Raw genomic sequence first — 18,655 nt, forward strand, 5'->3', positions numbered from 1 at the left:
TTTTAAAAGTTAATATTAAATCCAAGTAAGAAAGTTCTTGGTCTTGGATAAAAATTATTATCTATACCTCCACTTATTTCAGGATCCAATCCATCGTATTCAGTAATCGTAAATACGTTTTGAACAGTAGTGTAAAGTCTAAAGCCAACTGCTCCTTCTTTTAGGTTTTGGAAAGTGTAACCTAAGGCAATGTTATCCATCTTTAAGAAAGAAGCATCTTGAATATAGTAATCTGACCACAATTGTTGTGTGTCAAACCCCGTTTCTAAAATAGATGAGTGAACATTTCTCAGTGTTTCCAACTCATATACTGCTCCATAATACCCTCTTGAAGATCCTACGTTATTATATGCATAATTTCCTAGAGAAGCTCTCATCGTAAATGACAAATCAAAATTCTTATAATTCATATAAGATGAGAAACCAAATAAGTAATCAGGATTAGGATTCTTATAGATTCTTTTATCTGAATCGTTAATCACACCATCGCTGTTTTGATCGACATAAACACCTTCTAAAGGAGTTCCAATTTCATCATAAACCTGTTCGTAAACAAGGTAGGAAAATTGTGGATATCCTACTTTATGTGTTTGAACTGTGTTACCAACACCTCCACTAATTCCCCCTTGAGCTATTCCAGGAGATTCAGGATCTTCAACATTGTTCAGTTTTTTGATTTCATTACTTAACCAAGTTGCGTTAAAATTAACGTTCCAAGTAAAATTCTCTCTTTGAAAGATATCTGCGTTTAAAGTAAATTCAACCCCTTGACTCGAAAGATCACCAATATTTGTGTATAAATTATTGGTTAAGTTAGAGCCTGCAGGTGGTGCAATGGTACTTAAAATATCAGATGATTCTCTTTTAAAATATTCTATAGAACCAGTAAGCGCATCATTTATAAAGCCGTAGTCTAAACCAATATTATACGTATCAGACTCTTCCCATTTGATATTTTTATCATAACCTTCAGGTCTTAATGTATAATGGTATTCAGATCCGAATGGATATCTTACGCCTGCATCTCCAGGTGTGTAAATTGGTAGGTAGCCAAAATCTTTATCAATTTCTTGCTGACCTGTCTGACCAAATCCTAATCTCAATTTCAAAGTTGATACTGTCTCAGAATCTTTTAAGAAATCTTCTTCAGAAATATTCCAGGCTAAAGCTCCAGAGAAGAAGTTTGCCCATCTGTTTTCAGGAGCAAATCTTGAAGATCCATCTCTACGATAAGTGGCAGTCACTAAATATTTATTATTATAAGTATAATTTACACGGGTAAATAATGATTGCAGGGCATTTAATGAAACTGTTCCAAAATTACCGGTTGCTGGGCTACCTAAACCATCTTGGGTTACGTTGGTATCTTCACGATAAAAATCTTGAAATGAATGACCTACCATAACGTCAAGTTTATGTTTGTCATTAAAAGTATTCACATAGTTCAAATACACATCAGCCAAGGTGTTCCTCTTTAGGTTGGTCCATTCTCTAACAGAACCATTATCATTGAAACCTGATGCAGATTCAGGAGGAACAATAAAGTATCCTCGACCTTCTGAATAATCAAAACCAAGGTTCACAACCATATTCAATCCGTCTAAAAATCCAAATTTATAGTCAAATTTAGCGTTCCCACTATACCTCTCAGTATTCCCGTCATTAATATTCTGTAGCACTTGACCTACTGGGTTTCTTGGCGCCAACGTATTTACACTTCCGTCATTATTTAACCACTCCCAATAACCTCCAAATTCAGGCTGTCCGCTATAAACTGGTTTTGTAGGATCGAATGATACCGAACTTCCAATAGCGCCATCATCACCAAAACTATCACTTACCCACGATCCACGCAGGTTAAAATCCATTTTTAGTGAATTATCAAACAAATTTTGTCTGAAATTCAAAGAGATACTAGGTCTTTTAAAATCATTCGTCTTTAAAATACCTTCTTGATAATTATATCCAAACGCAACTCTATAGGAACTGTTATCAAAACCTTCTGATAAGATCAGGTTGTTATCTGTACCAAAAGCTGTTTGATAAATCTCTTCTTGCCAGTTTGTGTTTTCACCCGTTAGCAAAGCCGCCGCATCTGGATTATTTAAACTAAGTACAGCTGCTCTGTATTGATCTGGATCAAGAACATCAACAGTATTAGATTTAACACCAACAGAAAATTTACTATCTAATTCAACTCTAAAATCTGAATTCATTCTTCCAGATTTAGTCGTTATAAGAATAACACCATTGGTTGCTCTCGAACCATAAATGGCTGTTGCCGATGCATCTTTTAAGATGTTAAAACTTTCAATATCATTTGGATTGATAGAATTTAGTGCCGGTCCTTTTTGATCGATCGGTACTCCATCAATTACGTATAGAGGACTGTTAGTTCCCAAAGATGAAACACCACCCCTGATTTTTACAGTTCCTGATTCACCTGGTCGACCACTAGGAGGTGTAACATTTACCCCTGCCGTTTTACCTGTAATCAATTGTTCAGGTGAAGCAATAGCCCCAACGTTAAATTCTTTTTCACTTACTTTTTCTACAGCTCCTGTTGCGTCTTTCTTAGTTGTTTGTCCATAACCAATAAGAACTACTTCATCAAGGCTCTCTGCAGATTCCTGCATTACTACTTGCATGTTTGCACTCGCTGTAACTTCTAAATTGGAATATCCAATAAAAGAAAATACTAAAACTGTATTTGCATCAACTTCAATTTCGAAATTTCCATCGAAATCAGTTGCAGTTCCCTGTGTTGTACCCTGTACAATTACAGATACGCCAGGAAGGTCTATTCCTTGGTCATCTTTTACATTACCTTGAATGAGGTCTTGAGCAGACACCAACATTGGTAATGAAAACAAAATCGCAAAGACTAATTGTCTAATTTTTTTCATAAAAATGAATTTAGTTATTAAGCATAATGATTTGTAATTAAACTTGCTGTTTATTTAATATTTCACTCGCCGAAGTTACTTTGTTAACACCATTTTAACATAAAAATGGAGGCGCTAAATTTTCACGAAAACGTTTTCGTGTTGATAAGTTTAATTACGAAAACGTTAGAGTAGTTTTCCTTGAAGCCTTGCTGCTGTTAAGAATTTAAGAATTTGAGCTCCAATTATTAATAATCTGTTAAAAAAAATCTCTTTTAATGCGCAATCGATAGCTGACTATCTAAATATTTTTTTCACCCATATTATTTGATTACTTTTATAAACAGAATTAGCCCCCAAAAAATTTAATTTATCATTAACTTTATTTAAGCCTGGAACTAGGTTAATTCCACCTTTGCAGTATATGAAACAAAAAATAACACTTAAAAAAATAGCCAAAGAATTTGGGGTTTCAATTTCAACTGTTTCCAAAGCACTAAAAGATAGTCATGAGATAAGTCAAGAGCTTAAAAACAAGATACAGGCATTCGCTACATATTATCATTACAAACCAAATAGTTTAGCCCTAAACCTAAGGAATCAGAATACCAAAACTATAGGGGTTATCATTCCTGAAATAGTCCATCATTTTTTTACTACAGTCATTACAGGAATAGAAAAATTAGCCAATGATAAAGGCTATAATGTGATGATTTGCTTGTCAAATGAATCATATAAGAAAGAGGTACTAAACCTTCAAATGCTTGCTAGCGGAGTGGTAGACGGCATTATCGCATCAGTTGCAAAGGAAACCGAAGAAAAAGATGATTACAGACATTTTAACGAGTTGATCAATAATGGAATCCCGCTGGTTATGTTTGACAGGGTTGTAGATGAAATCAATTGTAGTAAGGTAATTGCTGATGATAAAGGAGGAGCCATTTTAGCTACCCAACAATTGATAAAAAATGGATGTAAACGCATCGCTTTATTAACCACACCCGATTATGTTACTGTGGGAAATGAAAGAAGAGAGGGCTATCTCATGGCGCTAAACGATCATAACATGGCAGTGGATCACGATTTGATTATTAAAATTGATGATAAACTAACCATAGATGAGCAATTATCTGTTCTTTTTGAGGATGGTAATTACCCTGACGGGATATTCGCAGTAAACGAGATCTACGCCGCAACAGTGATGAAAGTAGCCCGAGGATACGGTTATAATGTTCCAGAAGACATAGAGGTAATTGGCTTTACTGATGGATTGATTTCTGAATTCACAACGCCCTCTTTAACTACTGTAGCCCAGCACGGCAGAACCATGGGTAGAAAATCTTGCGAGTTATTATTAGACGAGATTGATTCTCAAGACACTGAATATCAATATAAAACAAATTTGATCAAAACGGATCTAACTATTAGAGACTCAACTAAAAAAGTTCAGCTTCACAATTAATAAATTAATTTTATATATTTGTCGCATATTAGTAAATATTTCACGACTTGCTAATTATTTAATTCTTCACATAATTGGGTCTGGTTTATATCAGTCCTTATTCGATTTTATTTTGCAGGATTTTTGGCTTGGATGGGCATATGAATAGTAGTATTCAATTTAATTCAGTTTAATAATTTCATTTCACCAATTAAAAATACATTATGGAAAAAAGACGTCTCAGTTTTTGGGAAATCTGGAATCTTAGTTTTGGATTTCTGGGTATTCAAATGGGTTTTGCCCTTCAAAATGCAAATGCTTCTAGGGTATTACAAATATTTGGTGCTGATGTCCACGAACTAGGTTGGTTTTGGATTGTGGCTCCCTTGACAGGATTGATCGTACAACCTATTATCGGTTATTATAGTGATAAGACTTGGACCAGGCTTGGAAGAAGAAGACCATTCTTTCTAACTGGAGCTATTTTAGCTTCTTTTGGTTTGATACTCATGCCAAATGCGGATATGTTTACAGCATTTATGCCTGCCTTATGGGTTGGTGCTGGAATGCTCATGATCATGGATGCTTCTTTTAATATCGCTATGGAACCTTTTAGGGCCCTTGTAGCAGATGTATTGCCAAGTGATCAAAGAACCTTAGGATTCAGTGTTCAAACAGTGTTAATCGGAATTGGTGCCGTTATAGGCTCCTGGTTGCCATATGTGTTGACCAATTGGGTTGGAATTTCTAATACCGCAGAACCCGGTAAGGTTCCTTTGAGTTTGATGCTCTCCTTTATCATTGGGGCAGCAGTTCTAATCATTAGTATTCTGATCACCGTCTTTACAACAAAAGAGTATTCACCTGAAGAAATGGAGTTGATAAATGGAATCGACACAGAAGAAAAGGTAGAAGAATCAAGTATCCTCAATATTTTTACTGATTTTAAGAATATGCCTACTACCATGAAACAATTAAGCTGGGTGCAGTTTTTTTCATGGTTTGGATTATTTGGCATGTGGGTTTTCTCAACCCCTGCCATTGCGCATCATGTTTATGGTTTGCCTTTAGAAGACACCCACAGTACAACTTATCAAAATGCAGGGGACTGGGTAGGAATATTATTTGGAGTTTATAACCTCATATCAGCAATTTATGCCTTCTTCCTTCCTGCCATTGCTAAAAAAATAGGTAGGATAAAAACACATTCTCTTTCATTAATCATCGGTGGACTTGGATTTATTTCAATTTATTTCGCACCAGACCAATATTGGTTATTGATTTCAATGGTTGGTATTGGAATAGCATGGGCAAGTATTTTGACAATGCCATACGCCATTCTAGCCGGCTCAATTCCGCCAAGAAAAATGGGAGTTTACATGGGGATATTTAATTTTTTCATTGTACTTCCACAAATTGTTAATGCATTAATCGGAGGTCCGATTGTAAAATATCTATACGGTGGAAATCCTATTTATGCGCTGGTTATGAGTGGTGCCTCGTTTTTGATCGCCGCAATATTGGTTTTCAAAGTAAAAGATGTAGATGATAAAGTAATACTCAAAACAGAATAAAACATGACTAAAAAAGCCATCATATTTGATTTAGACGGTGTAATAGTAGATACGGCAAAGTATCACTATTTAGCCTGGAGAGAACTAGCAATTCAATTGGGCTTTGATTTTTCCGAAGCGCAAAACGAACAGCTAAAAGGTGTAAGTCGTGTTCGATCACTTGAAATACTCCTCGACATAGGAAATGTGCAACTTGAGGAAGAACAAAAGACAAAATTATTAATTGAAAAAAATGCACAATACCTGGAATATATCGCAGAAATGGATCACACGGAGATCCTGCCAGGCATAGATGACGTTTTACATTATTTAAAACTTAACAAAATCCCGTTTTCATTAGGTTCAGCTAGTAAAAATGCTCGTTTGATCCTTGAAACACTTGATTTATTAAACCTTTTCGACGCTATTGTTGATGGTAATGATGTTAGCACAGCAAAACCAGATCCTGAAGTTTTTCTTATAGCGGCACAAAAATTAGGTGTTGAACCAGATAACTGTATTGTTATTGAAGACGCACAAGCTGGAGTTGAAGCGGCAAATAAGGCCAATATGCTAAGCGTTGGAATTGGTGATAAGGAAATTCTAAAAGAAGCTGATTATGTATTAAACAGTACAGCTGAATTGACTATTGATTTTTTACAGAAGTTGATTGATTAAACCAAAATACTATGAATTTAGATTATATAAAACCCGACGAGTGGAAAATAATTGAGGAAGGGTTTGACAAAGAAAACATAACGGCATCTGAAAGTATTTTCAGTATTGGTAATGGTGCCATGGGCCAAAGGGCTAATTTTGAAGAGCATTACAGCGGAGAAACATTTCAAGGAAGTTATATTGGAGGTATCTATTATCCTGACAAAACCAGAGTTGGTTGGTGGAAAAATGGTTATCCTGAATATTTCGCTAAAGTGCTCAATGCACCAAACTGGATTGGTATTGATGTCAAAATTAACGGGAAGCAACTCGACTTAAATACTTGTAGAGTGATTGATTTTTCTCGGGAACTCAACATGAAAAACGGCGTTTTAACGCGTTCTTTCATCGCTGAATTTGACGATGGTGACAGTGTAAAAATTCAGTCCACAAGATTTTTGAGCATGACTAGTACGGAGGTTGGAGTCATTAAATACAGTGTTACTCCTATCAATTTTAAAGGAGAAATAGAATTTTCTCCTTACCTGGATGCTGGAATTATAAATGAAGACTCCAATTACGATGAATTCTTTTGGGAAATTCTAGATAAAATAGAAACCATTGATGCGGGATTCATTTTGTCAAAAACACTGAAGACTGGTTTTTTGGTATGTACGGCAATGAAAGTTGAATTGGTACTAAACGATTACATCGTAAATATTGATAAAGAATCTCAGATTACTGATAAAAAAATAACCAATACTTACAAAACTGAAGTAAATAGTGGAGATACATTTTCGATAGTTAAATATGGTGGCTATACACAAGGAATGAACCATCCTGATGCGGAACTTTTAAATGTGTCTAAGCGAAGATTAAATGAAGCAGTTGAATTAGGTTTTGACGCCTTACTTGAAAAACAAAATAAAGCTTGGAACAAAATTTGGGATACCGCAGACATTATGATCTCCGGAGATATCAAAGCCCAACAAGCCATAAGGTTTAATATTTTTCAGTTAAATCAAACTTACTCGGGTGACGATTCAAGACTTAATATTGGCCCTAAAGGCTTTACAGGAGAAAAATACGGTGGAAGTACCTATTGGGATACTGAAGCTTATTGTATCCCATTTTATATGAGTACCAAGGATAAGGATGTAGCGAAAAACTTATTGATTTACCGATATAATCAATTGGACAAGGCTATTGAAAATGCTGAAAAATTAGGCTTTTCTAAAGGTGCAGCCCTTTATCCAATGGTCACTATGAATGGTGAAGAATGCCATAATGAATGGGAAATCACTTTTGAAGAAATTCACAGGAACGGTGCCATGGTTTACGCCATCTATAATTATGTAAATTATACAGGTGACAAAGATTATATTGCTTCACATGGAATGGAAGTAATTATTGCCATTGCAAGATTCTGGAGTCAAAGAGCTACTTTTTCTAAGGATAAAGATCAGTTTGTCATCTTAGGTGTAACCGGCCCTAATGAATACGAAAATAACGTCAATAATAATTGGTACACAAATTATCTGGCAAAATGGTGTTTGGAATATGCTCTTGAGAATATTGAGTTTTTAAAAGATCAATTCCCTGAAGATTTTGTGCGTATTGCAGAAAAGGTTAAGTTTAACGAAACCGAGACCCAAACATGGGAAAATGTTGCGGCCAAAATGTACTTCCCTTATAGTGAAAAGCATGGGGTATATCTTCAGCAAGATGGTTTCCTTGATAAGGAATTAATTCCTGCAGATCAATTACACAAATCAGAACGACCCATCAACCAAAAATGGTCATGGGACAGAATATTAAGATCCCCTTATATCAAGCAAGCGGATGTTTTACAAGGGTTCTATTTCTTTGAAAATCTTTTTGACAAAGATGTTCTTGAAAAACATTTTGACTTTTACGAACCGTTAACGGTCCATGAGTCATCCTTGTCTCCATGTGTGCATTCAATTCTTGCTTCAAAGCTGGAAAGAACTGAAAAGGCCTATGAAATGTACCTGAGAACTTCAAGACTTGATCTTGATGATTACAATCATGAAGTACATGAAGGGCTGCACATAACAAGTATGGCCGGAACCTGGCTTTCTATAGTTCAAGGTTTTGGAGGCATGAGGAATTTCAATAATACCTTGTCCTTTGATCCGACTATTCCGAAAAACTGGAAATCATATTCCTTTAAAATTAAATACAGGGATCATACGATTAAGGTGTTTAAAAATCATGAGGGATGTAAATTCTATAATGAATCAGATACGCCGATAGATATTATTGTCTCTAATCAACAAGTCACGATTCAGAATAAAGATTTAGTGGTCCTTTAGTCAATTTAAAACAGATTCTATGAAGCATATTATTTTTCTACTGGCATTGTTTTACAGCATTTCAGTTTCATCGCAAATTGAAAGGGTTGAACCCCCAAACTGGTGGGTTGGTTTTAAAGATTCTAAGCTGCAGCTTTTGGTTAAAGGAAATGATATTTCAGCATTGACTCCTGAAATTGAATATGCTGGTGTGCGTATCCAAAAAGTTCATAAGGCAAAAAGTCCTAATTACCTTTTTATCGATCTTCAAATCGACTCGGATGCAAAACCTGGAAGTTTTACTATTGTATTTAATGCAAAGGGCAAGAAGAAGTTAAAACATGAGTATACCTTAAAGGAAAAACAGAAGCCATCTGATCAATATATTGGTTTCGATAGTTCGGATGTAATTTATCTCATTACACCTGATCGTTTTGCCAATGCAAATCCTGATAATGACATTATTGAAGGCTTAAAGGAGACTGCGATTGATCGCAAGGATGATTATGCCAGACATGGAGGAGATATTCAAGGTATAACTGAACATGTTGATTATATTTCTGAAATGGGCTTTACGGCAATTTGGTCTTGTCCATTGCTCACCAATGATATGGATAGCTATTCTTATCACGGTTATGCCATAACAGATCTTTATGAAATTGACCCGCGATTTGGAACAATGTCAGATTATATTGAACTCTCAGCAAAGGCGAATCAAAATGGGGTGAAACTTATTATGGACCAGGTAGCCAATCATTGCGGAAGTGAACATTGGTGGATGAAAGACCTTCCATTTGAAGATTGGATCAATAACCAGACTAACTATGAGGCTGGGAAAAAAACAATATATTCTAATCATCGCAGAACCACTAACCAAGACATCTACGCTTCAAAAATTGATGCAATCGGTATGACCGATGGATGGTTTGTAGATTCAATGCCAGATTTGAACCAGAACAATCCGTTTATGGCGACCTATCTTATCCAGAATAGTATCTGGTGGATAGAATCAGCTCAATTAGGGGGAATCAGACAAGACACCTATCCTTATCCTGACAAAGTTTTTATGTCTAACTGGGCAGGTGCGATCATGAACGAATACCCTAATTTTAGTATTGTTGGTGAAGAATGGAGTTACAACCCATTACTTGTTGGTTATTGGCAACAAGGCGCTAAGAATCATGATGGATATGAGTCAAATTTAAAATCTACCATGGATTTTCCTATGCAGAGAAAAATCGTTGAGGCGCTTAAGGAAGATGAAAAATGGGACAAAGGATTGGTTAAAATCTATGAAGGACTTGCAAATGATTTTCATTACCCAAGCCCAAAAGATATCATGGTTTTTCCTGACAACCACGATATGGATAGAATTCATACCCAGTTTGATGAAGACCCTGTATTGACAAAGATGGCCATGGCCTATTTCCTGACACTTCCTCGAATTCCACAGCTTTATTATGGAACAGAAATCCTGCTGCAAAATACCGCTAAACCTGGGGATCATGGTTTGATAAGAACTGATTTTCCTGGAGGATGGGATGGAGATACTACAAATGCCTTTACAGCCACCGGACTCAGCGCTGTGCAACTTGACATGCAACAATATCTAAAGACTTTACTTCAATTTAGAAAGAACAGTACGACAATTCACGAAGGAAGAACTATTCATTTTTCACCAGAGGATGGTGTATACCTGATGTTCAGAATCATGGATGACAACATCGTTGTTTTAATATTAAATAAAAACGATGAAAGTTACGTGTTAGACCTCACTAAATTCAAAGAAATTGGATTGGAAGAGAAAAAACTAAAAGATGTAATAACAGGAAATGAAATCCTTTGGAAAGACAGCCTGAATCTGGAAGAAAAAGGAGCCACAATTTTAACAACTTTAAAATAACATGGCATTCAGAAGTTCAAATAGGATCTTCATTAGCATAATTTTCTTGATGACCGTCAACTTTTTGTTGGGCCAGAATAATTCTACTGCAAATCAAAATGTGGTTGTCCTTAACGATGCTTTTGAAATGGCCTCCTTAGACACAACCAGGAGAATTTGGATCTATCTGCCTGCTGATTATCAATCGAGTCAAGAGAAATATCCAGTTCTTTATATGCATGATGGGCAAAACCTATTCGATGATGAAACTTCCTATGTTGGAGAGTGGGGTGTTGATGAATCGCTTGACAATTTAGCCATTGATGAAAATATTAATTTAATCGTGGTAGGAATAGACAATGGAGGAATTCAAAGAATGGATGAATATACACCATGGTTGCTCAAGAATTACGATTCTAAGCCAAAAGGAGAAGCTTATATCAATTTCATCGTTCAATCATTAAAACCCTATATCGATAATCATTTTCGCACCTTGCCAGGAAATGAAAATACAGGTATCATGGGCAGTTCATTGGGAGGTTTGATCTCACATTATGCCGTTTTAAAACACCCCAATATCTTTGGGAAAGCTGGAATTTTTTCACCTTCTTTTGAAATGGCACCGGATAGTTTTCAGTTCACCGAAGCACATTGTAAAAATGTAAATTCTATGCTTTATTTCATGGCAGGTGACTCCGAATCTGGTGAAATGGCTCCCTTAATGTTAAAAATGGTTGATAAATTGCATGAATGTGGTTATCCTGCTGCTAATATTTACTCGAAAGTTGTTGAAGGTGGAGAACACAATGAAAAATTATGGCGAGATGGATTTAAAGACGCCATTCGCTGGTTGTATGGAAAAAATAATAATTAATAAAATTTAAAGCAAACATGAATAAGAAGCTATTAATTTTCGGATTGACCCTGCTATCAATAATCACTGCCTGTAAAGAGGCAAATCAGGAAACAGTAACAGCTGCTCCTGAAGTTCCCTTCTATTGGGAAAATGCAAGCATTTATTTCTTGTTGACTGACCGTTTTAACAATGCTGACACCAGTAATGATGTCAACTTTGATCGAACACTCGAAACAGCGCCACTAAGGGGTTTTAAAGGTGGAGATATTAAAGGAATCACTGAAAAAATAACTTCAGGATATTTCAATGACTTGGGTGTCAATGCGATTTGGTTTACACCAGTAGTGGAACAAATTCACGGAGGAACGGATGAAGGAACCGGTTTTACTTATGCTTTCCATGGTTATTGGGCAAAAGACTGGACGGCTTTAGATCCAAATTTCGGAACCATGGAAGACCTGGCAAACTTAGTTGAAGTGGCCCATGACAACGGAATTCGCATCCTAATGGATGCCGTGATTAATCATACAGGCCCAGTGACAGAGCAAGATCCTCAATGGCCGGATAATTGGGTAAGAACAAGCCCTAAGTGCGAGTTTAATTCTTATGAAACCGCTGTTCATTGCGCTTTGGTTGAAAATCTGCCTGATATCCTGACTGAATCCAATGACAATGTTGAACTTCCTGAGTCATTGATTGAAAAGTGGAAAAGTGAAGGACGTTACGAGCAGGAAATGAAAGAGCTTGATGCTTTTTTTGAAAGAACGGGTTATCCAAGAGCACCGCGATTCTATATCATTAAATGGTTAACTGATTATGTCAGAGAATTTGGAATTGATGGCTATAGAGCAGATACAGTAAGGCATATTGAAGAAGATGTTTGGACTGAATTCAAAAACGAATGTGAAATCGCTTTCAGCACATGGAAGCAGCAAAATACATCAGCGGTTTTAGATAACAATGATTTTTATATGGTTGGTGAAGTCTATGACTATGACATTATTTCTTCTGGCAAGCGCTTTGATTTTGGTGACGTTAAGGTGAATTATTATGACCATGGATTCGACAGTATGATCAATTTTGAATTCAAAAAAAGTGCAAACGAAGACTATGAAAAAATGTTTTCAACCTATAGCACTATTTTAAATGATGAAACCAATGGTTTTCAGGTCTTAAATTACCTCACCTCACATGACGATGGTTCACCATTTGATAAGACCAGAGAAAAAACCTATGAAACAGCCAGTAAGCTCCTGTTATCACCAGGAACTGCCCAAATCTATTATGGAGACGAATCGGCAAGAACACTTATCGTAGAAGGAACTCAAGGAGATGCAACCCTTCGATCTTTTATGAATTGGAAGGATATTGAATCAAACGATGAAACAAAAGCACTTTTGACGCACTGGCAAAAGCTAGGTATTTTCAGAAGTAATCATCCATCCATTGGAAAAGGTAAACATCAGATGATCAGTGAGGCTCCTTATATCTTTCAAAGAACATTTAACAAAGATGATTTTAGCGATGCAGTAGTCATAGGTCTTGAATTGGAAAAAGGAATCAAAAATATTGCCGTTGGAGAAGTATTTGAAGAAGGAACTCAATTAACTGATGCCTATTCTAATGTCTCAGCAAAAGTTAAAAATGGATCAGTGAGTTTGGATACACCATTTTCTATAGTATTATTGGAAAAAAGAAGTCAATAGTCAAATCATGATGAAATATTCTCAAACCCTTTTATTATTGTCAATATTCGGCTTATTTTTCAGCTGTGAAAAAGAACCAGTTTCAAAAACCCCTGAAATGACGAAAAAAGAACATAAAAAAGTAATATATCAGGTATTTACGCGCCTGTTTGGAAACGAAAACACAAACAATAAACCTTGGGGTACGCTCGAGGAGAATGGCGTAGGGAAATTTAACGATTTTACGGATGAAGCCTTATCCGAAATTCGTGAACTGGGCGTTAGTCATATTTGGTATACTGGTGTATTACATCATGCCATGGTAACAGATTATTCGAGCTATGGGATCTCAAATGATGATCCAGATATAGTTAAAGGAAGGGCCGGCTCTCCTTATGCAGTAAAAGATTATTACAGCGTTGATCCAGACATGGCTGTTGATCCTTCAAAAAGAATGGAAGAATTTCAAGCGCTGATTGACAGGACTCACGAACAAAATATGAAAGTTATCATTGATATCGTTCCTAACCATATCGCTCGAAAGTATGAAGGGATGAACAATCCTGAAGGCATTTCAGATTTTGGGGCACATGATGATACGAGTCAAGCCTATAAAAAAGACAATAACTTTTACTATATCACCGGAGAATCATTCAAGGTACCCAATTGGAAAGGAGGTTACCAGCCTTTAGGAGGTGAGGCCCACCCTATGGCAAATGGAAAATTCGATGAAAATCCTGCAAAATGGACCGGAAATGGATCCAGATTAGCGCAACCAGACCAAAACGACTGGTATGAAACAGTAAAAATTAATTACGGGGTAAGGCCTGATGGAACAAAAGATTTTGACTCACTTCCTGATGGTTTTAACAAATTAGCTTATCAGGATCATTTTGATTTCTGGAAAGATAAATCTGTTCCTGATTCGTGGATTAAATTTAGAGACATCGCCCTTTATTGGCTGGAAAAAGGTGTTGATGGTTTGCGATATGATATGGCCGAAATGGTTCCTGTTGAATTCTGGAGTTATATGAATTCATCGATCAAAGTAAAATATCCAGAAGCCCTTTTGCTAGCTGAAGTTTATAACCCAGGTCTTTATAGAGACTATATCCATTTGGGAAAGATGGATTACCTATACGATAAGGTTGGGTTCTATGATAGTATAAAACATATTGTTCAAGGTCATGGATGGACAGATCATATTCCTAAAGTTCAGGAAGAAATCATGGATATTGAGCATCATATGCTTCACTTTCTGGAGAATCATGATGAACAACGAATTGCCAGTCCAGACTTTGCCGGATCAGCTGAAAAAGGAAAGCCGGCAATGGTTGTCAGCACTACCATAAGCAGCTCACCTACTTTGGTGTATTTTGGGCAAGAAGTTGGAGAACCCGGAAATGAGAACGCTGGCTTTGGTTCACCTACCAGAACCTCTATTTTTGACTATATTGGTGTTCCTCATTTTCAACGTTGGACAAATCATAAACGCTTTGATGGCGCTGGTCTTTCTAAAGAAGAAAAAGATTTACGTAGCTTTTATAAAAAATTACTCCGATTTAGCCTTAGCAGTGAAGCCTTGATGGGAGCATATCGCGAAATTCATTACTTCAATAAAGATCAAAACCCAGACTATGACCATAGGGTGTTTTCTTTTGTTAGATGGTCAGAAAATGAACAAGTCATCATTGTTTCAAATTTTGACACAGGGAATCAATACGATCTGGATCTGATCATTCCGGAGGAGATTATTAACATCTGGAACCTTAAGGATGGTTCATATTCAGCAATAGACCAGCTCAATGAAACAACAGAAAGAACTATGCAGGTTAACAACAAAACAGGGAGAATTAAAATACAATTAAAGCCTCTTGAATCAAATATATTTAAACTCAAAAAAAATGAATAGGCCATTTTAAAAAAACAACCTATTCATTCATAGTGAGGGGGATATAGAAGTAATTTTATTGCTTATTAATTAATAACTTTTGTTTATGGGCAATCATGATATCCTTGACTAGTCCAAAAATTTTCTTTTTAACGTATCTGAATTTTAAAGAATAGTTTTCAAAATCTGTTTGAATGATACGCTGTTTTTTTAGCGAATCTGAGATTATATTTGTTTTTTTATCATCCAAGGAATTAGCAATCTGCTTATTGAATAATTGCACTTCTGTCATAAGATCGCTCCCTAAATGCTCAACTTCTTTAAGTTTTTTTATCAACTTTCTAGTGGTATCATATAAATCAGGTGCGCTTAATTCAAGAAAATGTGAACTAAGTAAATGTTCTAAAAATGACTGTTCATCCTTCATGAATTCCAATTCGTTCATGCGTGCTACGGATGTTTCATGAAGCTCATACAAGGTTTCGACTTTATCTTTCATAATATGCTTCTAATAATTAATGAATTAAGTAAAATAGGGAGCCTAGACTCCCTATTCTAACGATCAATGAACTTCAATGACTCGTTTTGGAGTAATTTCATCTATATGAACTTTATTCAAAACTAATTTCAAGATACCACGTTTGTAAGTCGCATCGATCATTTCTTCTTCATTCACATTTTCTGGTAATGTAAATGATCTTAAGAACGAATTATAATTAAACTCTTTACGAGTATAATCTTTCTCTTCTTCTTTGATTTCTTCGCTATTTTCTGCGGATATTTTCAACAATCCATTTTCAATGGATATTTCAAAATCTTTTTTGTTAAATCCTGGGGCGGCCATTTCAATTTCAAAGTGGTCTTCAGTTTCTTTAACATTCATTGCTGGGATCCATTTGTCTTCTAGCATAAAGTCATTGGTAAGCAGTCTGTCAGAACCTAATAGGTCTGTAAACATGCTGTCATACCGAGGTAGTCTGGGTTTTTTAAATTTTACAAGTGTCATGACAAAACATTTAAATTAATAACACATTAAAGCTATTTTTATTAGCGCTCGTCTGCAATGATTCTAATCAATCAAATTAATGATTCTAATCAAAAAAAGTTGCCCCGAAGGGCAACTCAATTTGAGCTCAAAATATCCCCTTTTATAGGAATACACCATCATCATCAACTTTTACTCTGATTCTTTTTTTACCGTTTTCAAGAACGATCTTATATTGCTTATTAGTTCCTGAATCTGCGTCATAATTCACTTTGTAGACATCCTTGGCAATCTTCCATCCAGGGAATCTTTCAGCGACTGACTCAGCTACATTATTTGGTAAAGCCACGTTATTAAATTTTTCAACGGTATAAAGAATTTTACCATCCTTATCATAAGCGGCTACAATTCTTCCATCAGGTATATAGAAATACACTTTATAGAAATCGTTTCCATCTTCGTAAAATTCTGAACTTCTAACGTCAAATTTTGCCACCATATCTTCAAGCAGTTTAACAGATACTGCGGCTTCTGTATTATCTATGCTGTTAAGGTATTTATAATTTGTGGCACGAACCTCTACTTCTGGTAACATGCCATCATTAATAACCTGAGCGTAGAATTGGGTGCTTAATCCAATAGCTAATAATCCTAACAATAATTTTTTCATGATGCTTTGGTTTTAATTAATACTGCTACTTCTAACTATAAAATTACTTGTAGAAATAAGAACCCGCAATGACGACGCTCAAAGGAAACAATGATTCTTATCAAAAATAAATGGCTAAAAAGGGATCTCAATAGGAAACTGGTTTAAAAGAAATAGCATAAAAGACTCAAGAGAAGATAAGAAAGCGAATATGATGTTGGTATTTAATCAAAAAAAGAACAGGAAGTGTTTAACTTCCTGTTCCCTCTCAAATCAAAAATACCTTTTATAATTTAAAAATATCCTTCACTAATTCCTTATCAATTCCTAATCAGAAAACAGATATTCGATAAGCTATAAAACCTACCTTTGATTTTAAAGACCCTACAGGTATCTACCTGAGCTGCCTTCTTAATGCTTCATAGAATTTGTTCCATTAAATGAGTGAGTAAATCATTCTTTCATTTAATACACCAAATTTATAATAGTAAATAAAGCAAATCAATGACGTAGATCAATGATTTGCTTGATTCTAATCAATTATCATATTCTTTTAATAAGGAACCCAGCCGTAGGCTTGATTCAACAAAGTCAAACCAACAATAAACATCAAAAACAGAAAAAACTGAAACCATTTAAAATCAATTTTTCGTGCCCACTTATAAGCAAACTCCGGAAAAGCAAATTGACTAATTCCCTTAATTAAACTAAACCAACCGAATAGGGTAATAATGACCCTCCAGTCTTTGACCCATAAATTATGGACCAGAATATTCAATAGACCAATAATTATCCCCAGGAAGGCCAAAATAATAATGAACTTATCGTCTTTCGCAAAAGAAAACATTTGTTTGATTCTTTTGGGATAGATCATAAAAAGTAAAAAAAATATGATAAAAAACCATCCCCAGAATTTGGCTAAAAATATAGAACTGACCATTTTCAATCATTTAAATGATGCATAACAAATAGAGGGATTTTGGCATGAAAACTAAGGGCCCTTACTTTGGGTTTAAAAAATAATCTTTCAAAAAAGTTATAATGTCTGGCCATTATAACTATCATGTCAATATTGCCTCTGCTTTGTGTAAAACAATTAAGTCCTTCTTCAAAATCACTATTAGAAAGTGTATGGCAACTATGTTGTACGTTCACCAAATAGGATTCCAGTTTTCTTTTATTACGCATCTGTGTTTCACTCAATTCATCCTTATCGCTAAAATGAACTATTCTAACAATGGCATCATTCAACTCAGCAAGATTTACCAATGGTACCAAATCATTAAAATCATAGTCAATAAGATAGTCAGTAGGAAAAACAAGCTCTTTAGGTGGCTTGAACTCATTATGTTCTGGCACAGCAATCACATGGCAAGAGTTTCTCATAATGACATCGCTTGCATTACTTCCCATGAAAATTTCTTTGGCTCCTGATGCACCTTTTGTACCCATGATGATCAGTTCGATATCTTTTTCCTTAACTACCTGCTCTACAGCTAAGCTAAACAGGTTATAGTCAGTAATTGCTTCAAAACTATGGTTTTCGTTTTGTGGAATTCCTTCAATTAATTTTTCTATTTCTTTTCTGGAATTTTCGTACATCTCATCCTCCACCAAAGCCAAGTTCGAAGCATTCTGATCCATTAATTCTTCATTAGTCAAATAAGGAATCCTAAAAACATTCAACATATAAAAGGTACAGGGAATATCTTTAAATAGTCTCGTGGCATATTGAATTGCATTAATAGAAATCGGTGAAAAATCGGTGGGCAATAGTATTTTTTTCATGATCAATATTTTAATTTTCACTTAAAAATAATAATATGCTTTGGCTCTTACATTGACAAGAATCAATA

Annotated in this window: 14 protein-coding genes; 8 read left to right on the top strand and 6 right to left on the bottom strand. The window is 35.4% G+C overall.

Going from position 1 to position 18,655, the window contains the following annotated elements; all coding sequences use genetic code 11:
* Positions 1 to 2 precede the first annotated feature (2 nt).
* Positions 3 to 2,906, bottom strand: coding sequence for a SusC/RagA family TonB-linked outer membrane protein (locus tag QWY87_RS00660; protein WP_290287363.1), 2,904 nt, complete (start codon positions 2,904 to 2,906; stop codon positions 3 to 5).
* A 403-nt stretch (positions 2,907 to 3,309) separates the two neighbouring features.
* Here QWY87_RS00660 and QWY87_RS00665 point away from each other — a divergent pair, with 403 nt between their 5' ends.
* The 8 genes from QWY87_RS00665 (at position 3,310) to QWY87_RS00700 (ending at position 15,186) form a co-directional block, all read left to right on the top strand.
* Positions 3,310 to 4,347 carry a LacI family DNA-binding transcriptional regulator gene (locus tag QWY87_RS00665; protein ID WP_290287365.1) on the top strand — a complete coding sequence of 346 codons (1,038 nt, stop codon included), beginning with the start codon at positions 3,310 to 3,312 and terminating at the stop codon, positions 4,345 to 4,347.
* Between the two features lie 203 nt (positions 4,348 to 4,550).
* Entirely contained in the window at positions 4,551 to 5,900 is a 1,350-nt protein-coding gene (locus tag QWY87_RS00670) for an MFS transporter (RefSeq protein WP_290287367.1), read from the top strand.
* 3 nt (positions 5,901 to 5,903) lie between these two features.
* Positions 5,904 to 6,557, top strand: a complete 654-nt coding sequence (gene pgmB, locus QWY87_RS00675; RefSeq protein ID WP_290287370.1) for a beta-phosphoglucomutase — start codon at positions 5,904 to 5,906, stop codon at positions 6,555 to 6,557.
* Positions 6,558 to 6,568: 11 nt separating this feature from the next.
* The gene (locus QWY87_RS00680) at positions 6,569 to 8,872 is read left to right on the top strand and encodes a glycoside hydrolase family 65 protein (protein WP_290287372.1); all 2,304 of its coding nucleotides are present in this window, start codon (positions 6,569 to 6,571) and stop codon (positions 8,870 to 8,872) included.
* 19 nt (positions 8,873 to 8,891) lie between these two features.
* Positions 8,892 to 10,754: a glycoside hydrolase family 13 protein gene (locus QWY87_RS00685; protein WP_290287375.1), complete on the top strand. Its 1,863-nt coding sequence runs from the start codon at positions 8,892 to 8,894 to the stop codon at positions 10,752 to 10,754.
* A gap of 49 nt (positions 10,755 to 10,803) precedes the next feature.
* Positions 10,804 to 11,607, top strand: coding sequence for an alpha/beta hydrolase (locus QWY87_RS00690; RefSeq protein WP_290287377.1), 804 nt, complete (start codon positions 10,804 to 10,806; stop codon positions 11,605 to 11,607).
* Between the two features lie 17 nt (positions 11,608 to 11,624).
* Complete coding sequence (locus tag QWY87_RS00695) at positions 11,625 to 13,295, top strand: alpha-amylase family glycosyl hydrolase (protein WP_290287379.1); 1,671 nt, start codon at positions 11,625 to 11,627, stop codon at positions 13,293 to 13,295.
* A 7-nt stretch (positions 13,296 to 13,302) separates the two neighbouring features.
* Positions 13,303 to 15,186 (top strand): alpha-amylase family protein, encoded by a 1,884-nt coding sequence (locus QWY87_RS00700; RefSeq protein ID WP_435389474.1) that lies wholly within the window; start codon positions 13,303 to 13,305, stop codon positions 15,184 to 15,186.
* 55 nt (positions 15,187 to 15,241) lie between these two features.
* On the opposite strand, the gene QWY87_RS00705 is transcribed toward QWY87_RS00700, so the two are convergent.
* From QWY87_RS00705 to QWY87_RS00725, 5 genes are all read right to left on the bottom strand, one after another.
* Positions 15,242 to 15,664: a hypothetical protein gene (locus QWY87_RS00705; protein WP_290287383.1), complete on the bottom strand. Its 423-nt coding sequence runs from the start codon at positions 15,662 to 15,664 to the stop codon at positions 15,242 to 15,244.
* A 63-nt stretch (positions 15,665 to 15,727) separates the two neighbouring features.
* The gene (locus QWY87_RS00710; RefSeq protein WP_290287384.1) at positions 15,728 to 16,171 is read right to left on the bottom strand and encodes an Hsp20/alpha crystallin family protein; all 444 of its coding nucleotides are present in this window, start codon (positions 16,169 to 16,171) and stop codon (positions 15,728 to 15,730) included.
* 142 nt (positions 16,172 to 16,313) lie between these two features.
* Positions 16,314 to 16,820, bottom strand: coding sequence for a nicotinate-nucleotide adenylyltransferase (locus QWY87_RS00715; RefSeq protein WP_290287387.1), 507 nt, complete (start codon positions 16,818 to 16,820; stop codon positions 16,314 to 16,316).
* A 532-nt stretch (positions 16,821 to 17,352) separates the two neighbouring features.
* Positions 17,353 to 17,739, bottom strand: coding sequence for a hypothetical protein (locus QWY87_RS00720; protein WP_290287389.1), 387 nt, complete (start codon positions 17,737 to 17,739; stop codon positions 17,353 to 17,355).
* Positions 17,740 to 17,741: 2 nt separating this feature from the next.
* On the bottom strand, positions 17,742 to 18,587 hold the full coding sequence (locus QWY87_RS00725; RefSeq protein ID WP_290287391.1) for a universal stress protein: 846 nt from the start codon (positions 18,585 to 18,587) through the stop codon (positions 17,742 to 17,744).
* Positions 18,588 to 18,655: the final 68 nt, after the last annotated feature.

This window comes from Lutimonas halocynthiae (assembly GCF_030409835.1).
Lineage (GTDB): Bacteria > Bacteroidota > Bacteroidia > Flavobacteriales > Flavobacteriaceae > Lutimonas > Lutimonas halocynthiae.

Coding starts and splice junctions, on each gene's coding strand:
- QWY87_RS00710 (WP_290287384.1), bottom strand. CDS start 16,171: ATGACACTTGTAAAATTTAAAAAACCCAGACTACCTCGGTATGACAGC.
- pgmB (WP_290287370.1), top strand. CDS start 5,904: ATGACTAAAAAAGCCATCATATTTGATTTAGACGGTGTAATAGTAGAT.
- QWY87_RS00660 (WP_290287363.1), bottom strand. CDS start 2,906: ATGAAAAAAATTAGACAATTAGTCTTTGCGATTTTGTTTTCATTACCA.
- QWY87_RS00685 (WP_290287375.1), top strand. CDS start 8,892: ATGAAGCATATTATTTTTCTACTGGCATTGTTTTACAGCATTTCAGTT.
- QWY87_RS00725 (WP_290287391.1), bottom strand. CDS start 18,587: ATGAAAAAAATACTATTGCCCACCGATTTTTCACCGATTTCTATTAAT.
- QWY87_RS00715 (WP_290287387.1), bottom strand. CDS start 16,820: ATGAAAAAATTATTGTTAGGATTATTAGCTATTGGATTAAGCACCCAA.
- QWY87_RS00690 (WP_290287377.1), top strand. CDS start 10,804: ATGACCGTCAACTTTTTGTTGGGCCAGAATAATTCTACTGCAAATCAA.
- QWY87_RS00665 (WP_290287365.1), top strand. CDS start 3,310: ATGAAACAAAAAATAACACTTAAAAAAATAGCCAAAGAATTTGGGGTT.
- QWY87_RS00695 (WP_290287379.1), top strand. CDS start 11,625: ATGAATAAGAAGCTATTAATTTTCGGATTGACCCTGCTATCAATAATC.
- QWY87_RS00720 (WP_290287389.1), bottom strand. CDS start 17,739: ATGGTCAGTTCTATATTTTTAGCCAAATTCTGGGGATGGTTTTTTATC.
- QWY87_RS00700 (WP_435389474.1), top strand. CDS start 13,303: ATGATGAAATATTCTCAAACCCTTTTATTATTGTCAATATTCGGCTTA.
- QWY87_RS00670 (WP_290287367.1), top strand. CDS start 4,551: ATGGAAAAAAGACGTCTCAGTTTTTGGGAAATCTGGAATCTTAGTTTT.
- QWY87_RS00705 (WP_290287383.1), bottom strand. CDS start 15,664: ATGAAAGATAAAGTCGAAACCTTGTATGAGCTTCATGAAACATCCGTA.
- QWY87_RS00680 (WP_290287372.1), top strand. CDS start 6,569: ATGAATTTAGATTATATAAAACCCGACGAGTGGAAAATAATTGAGGAA.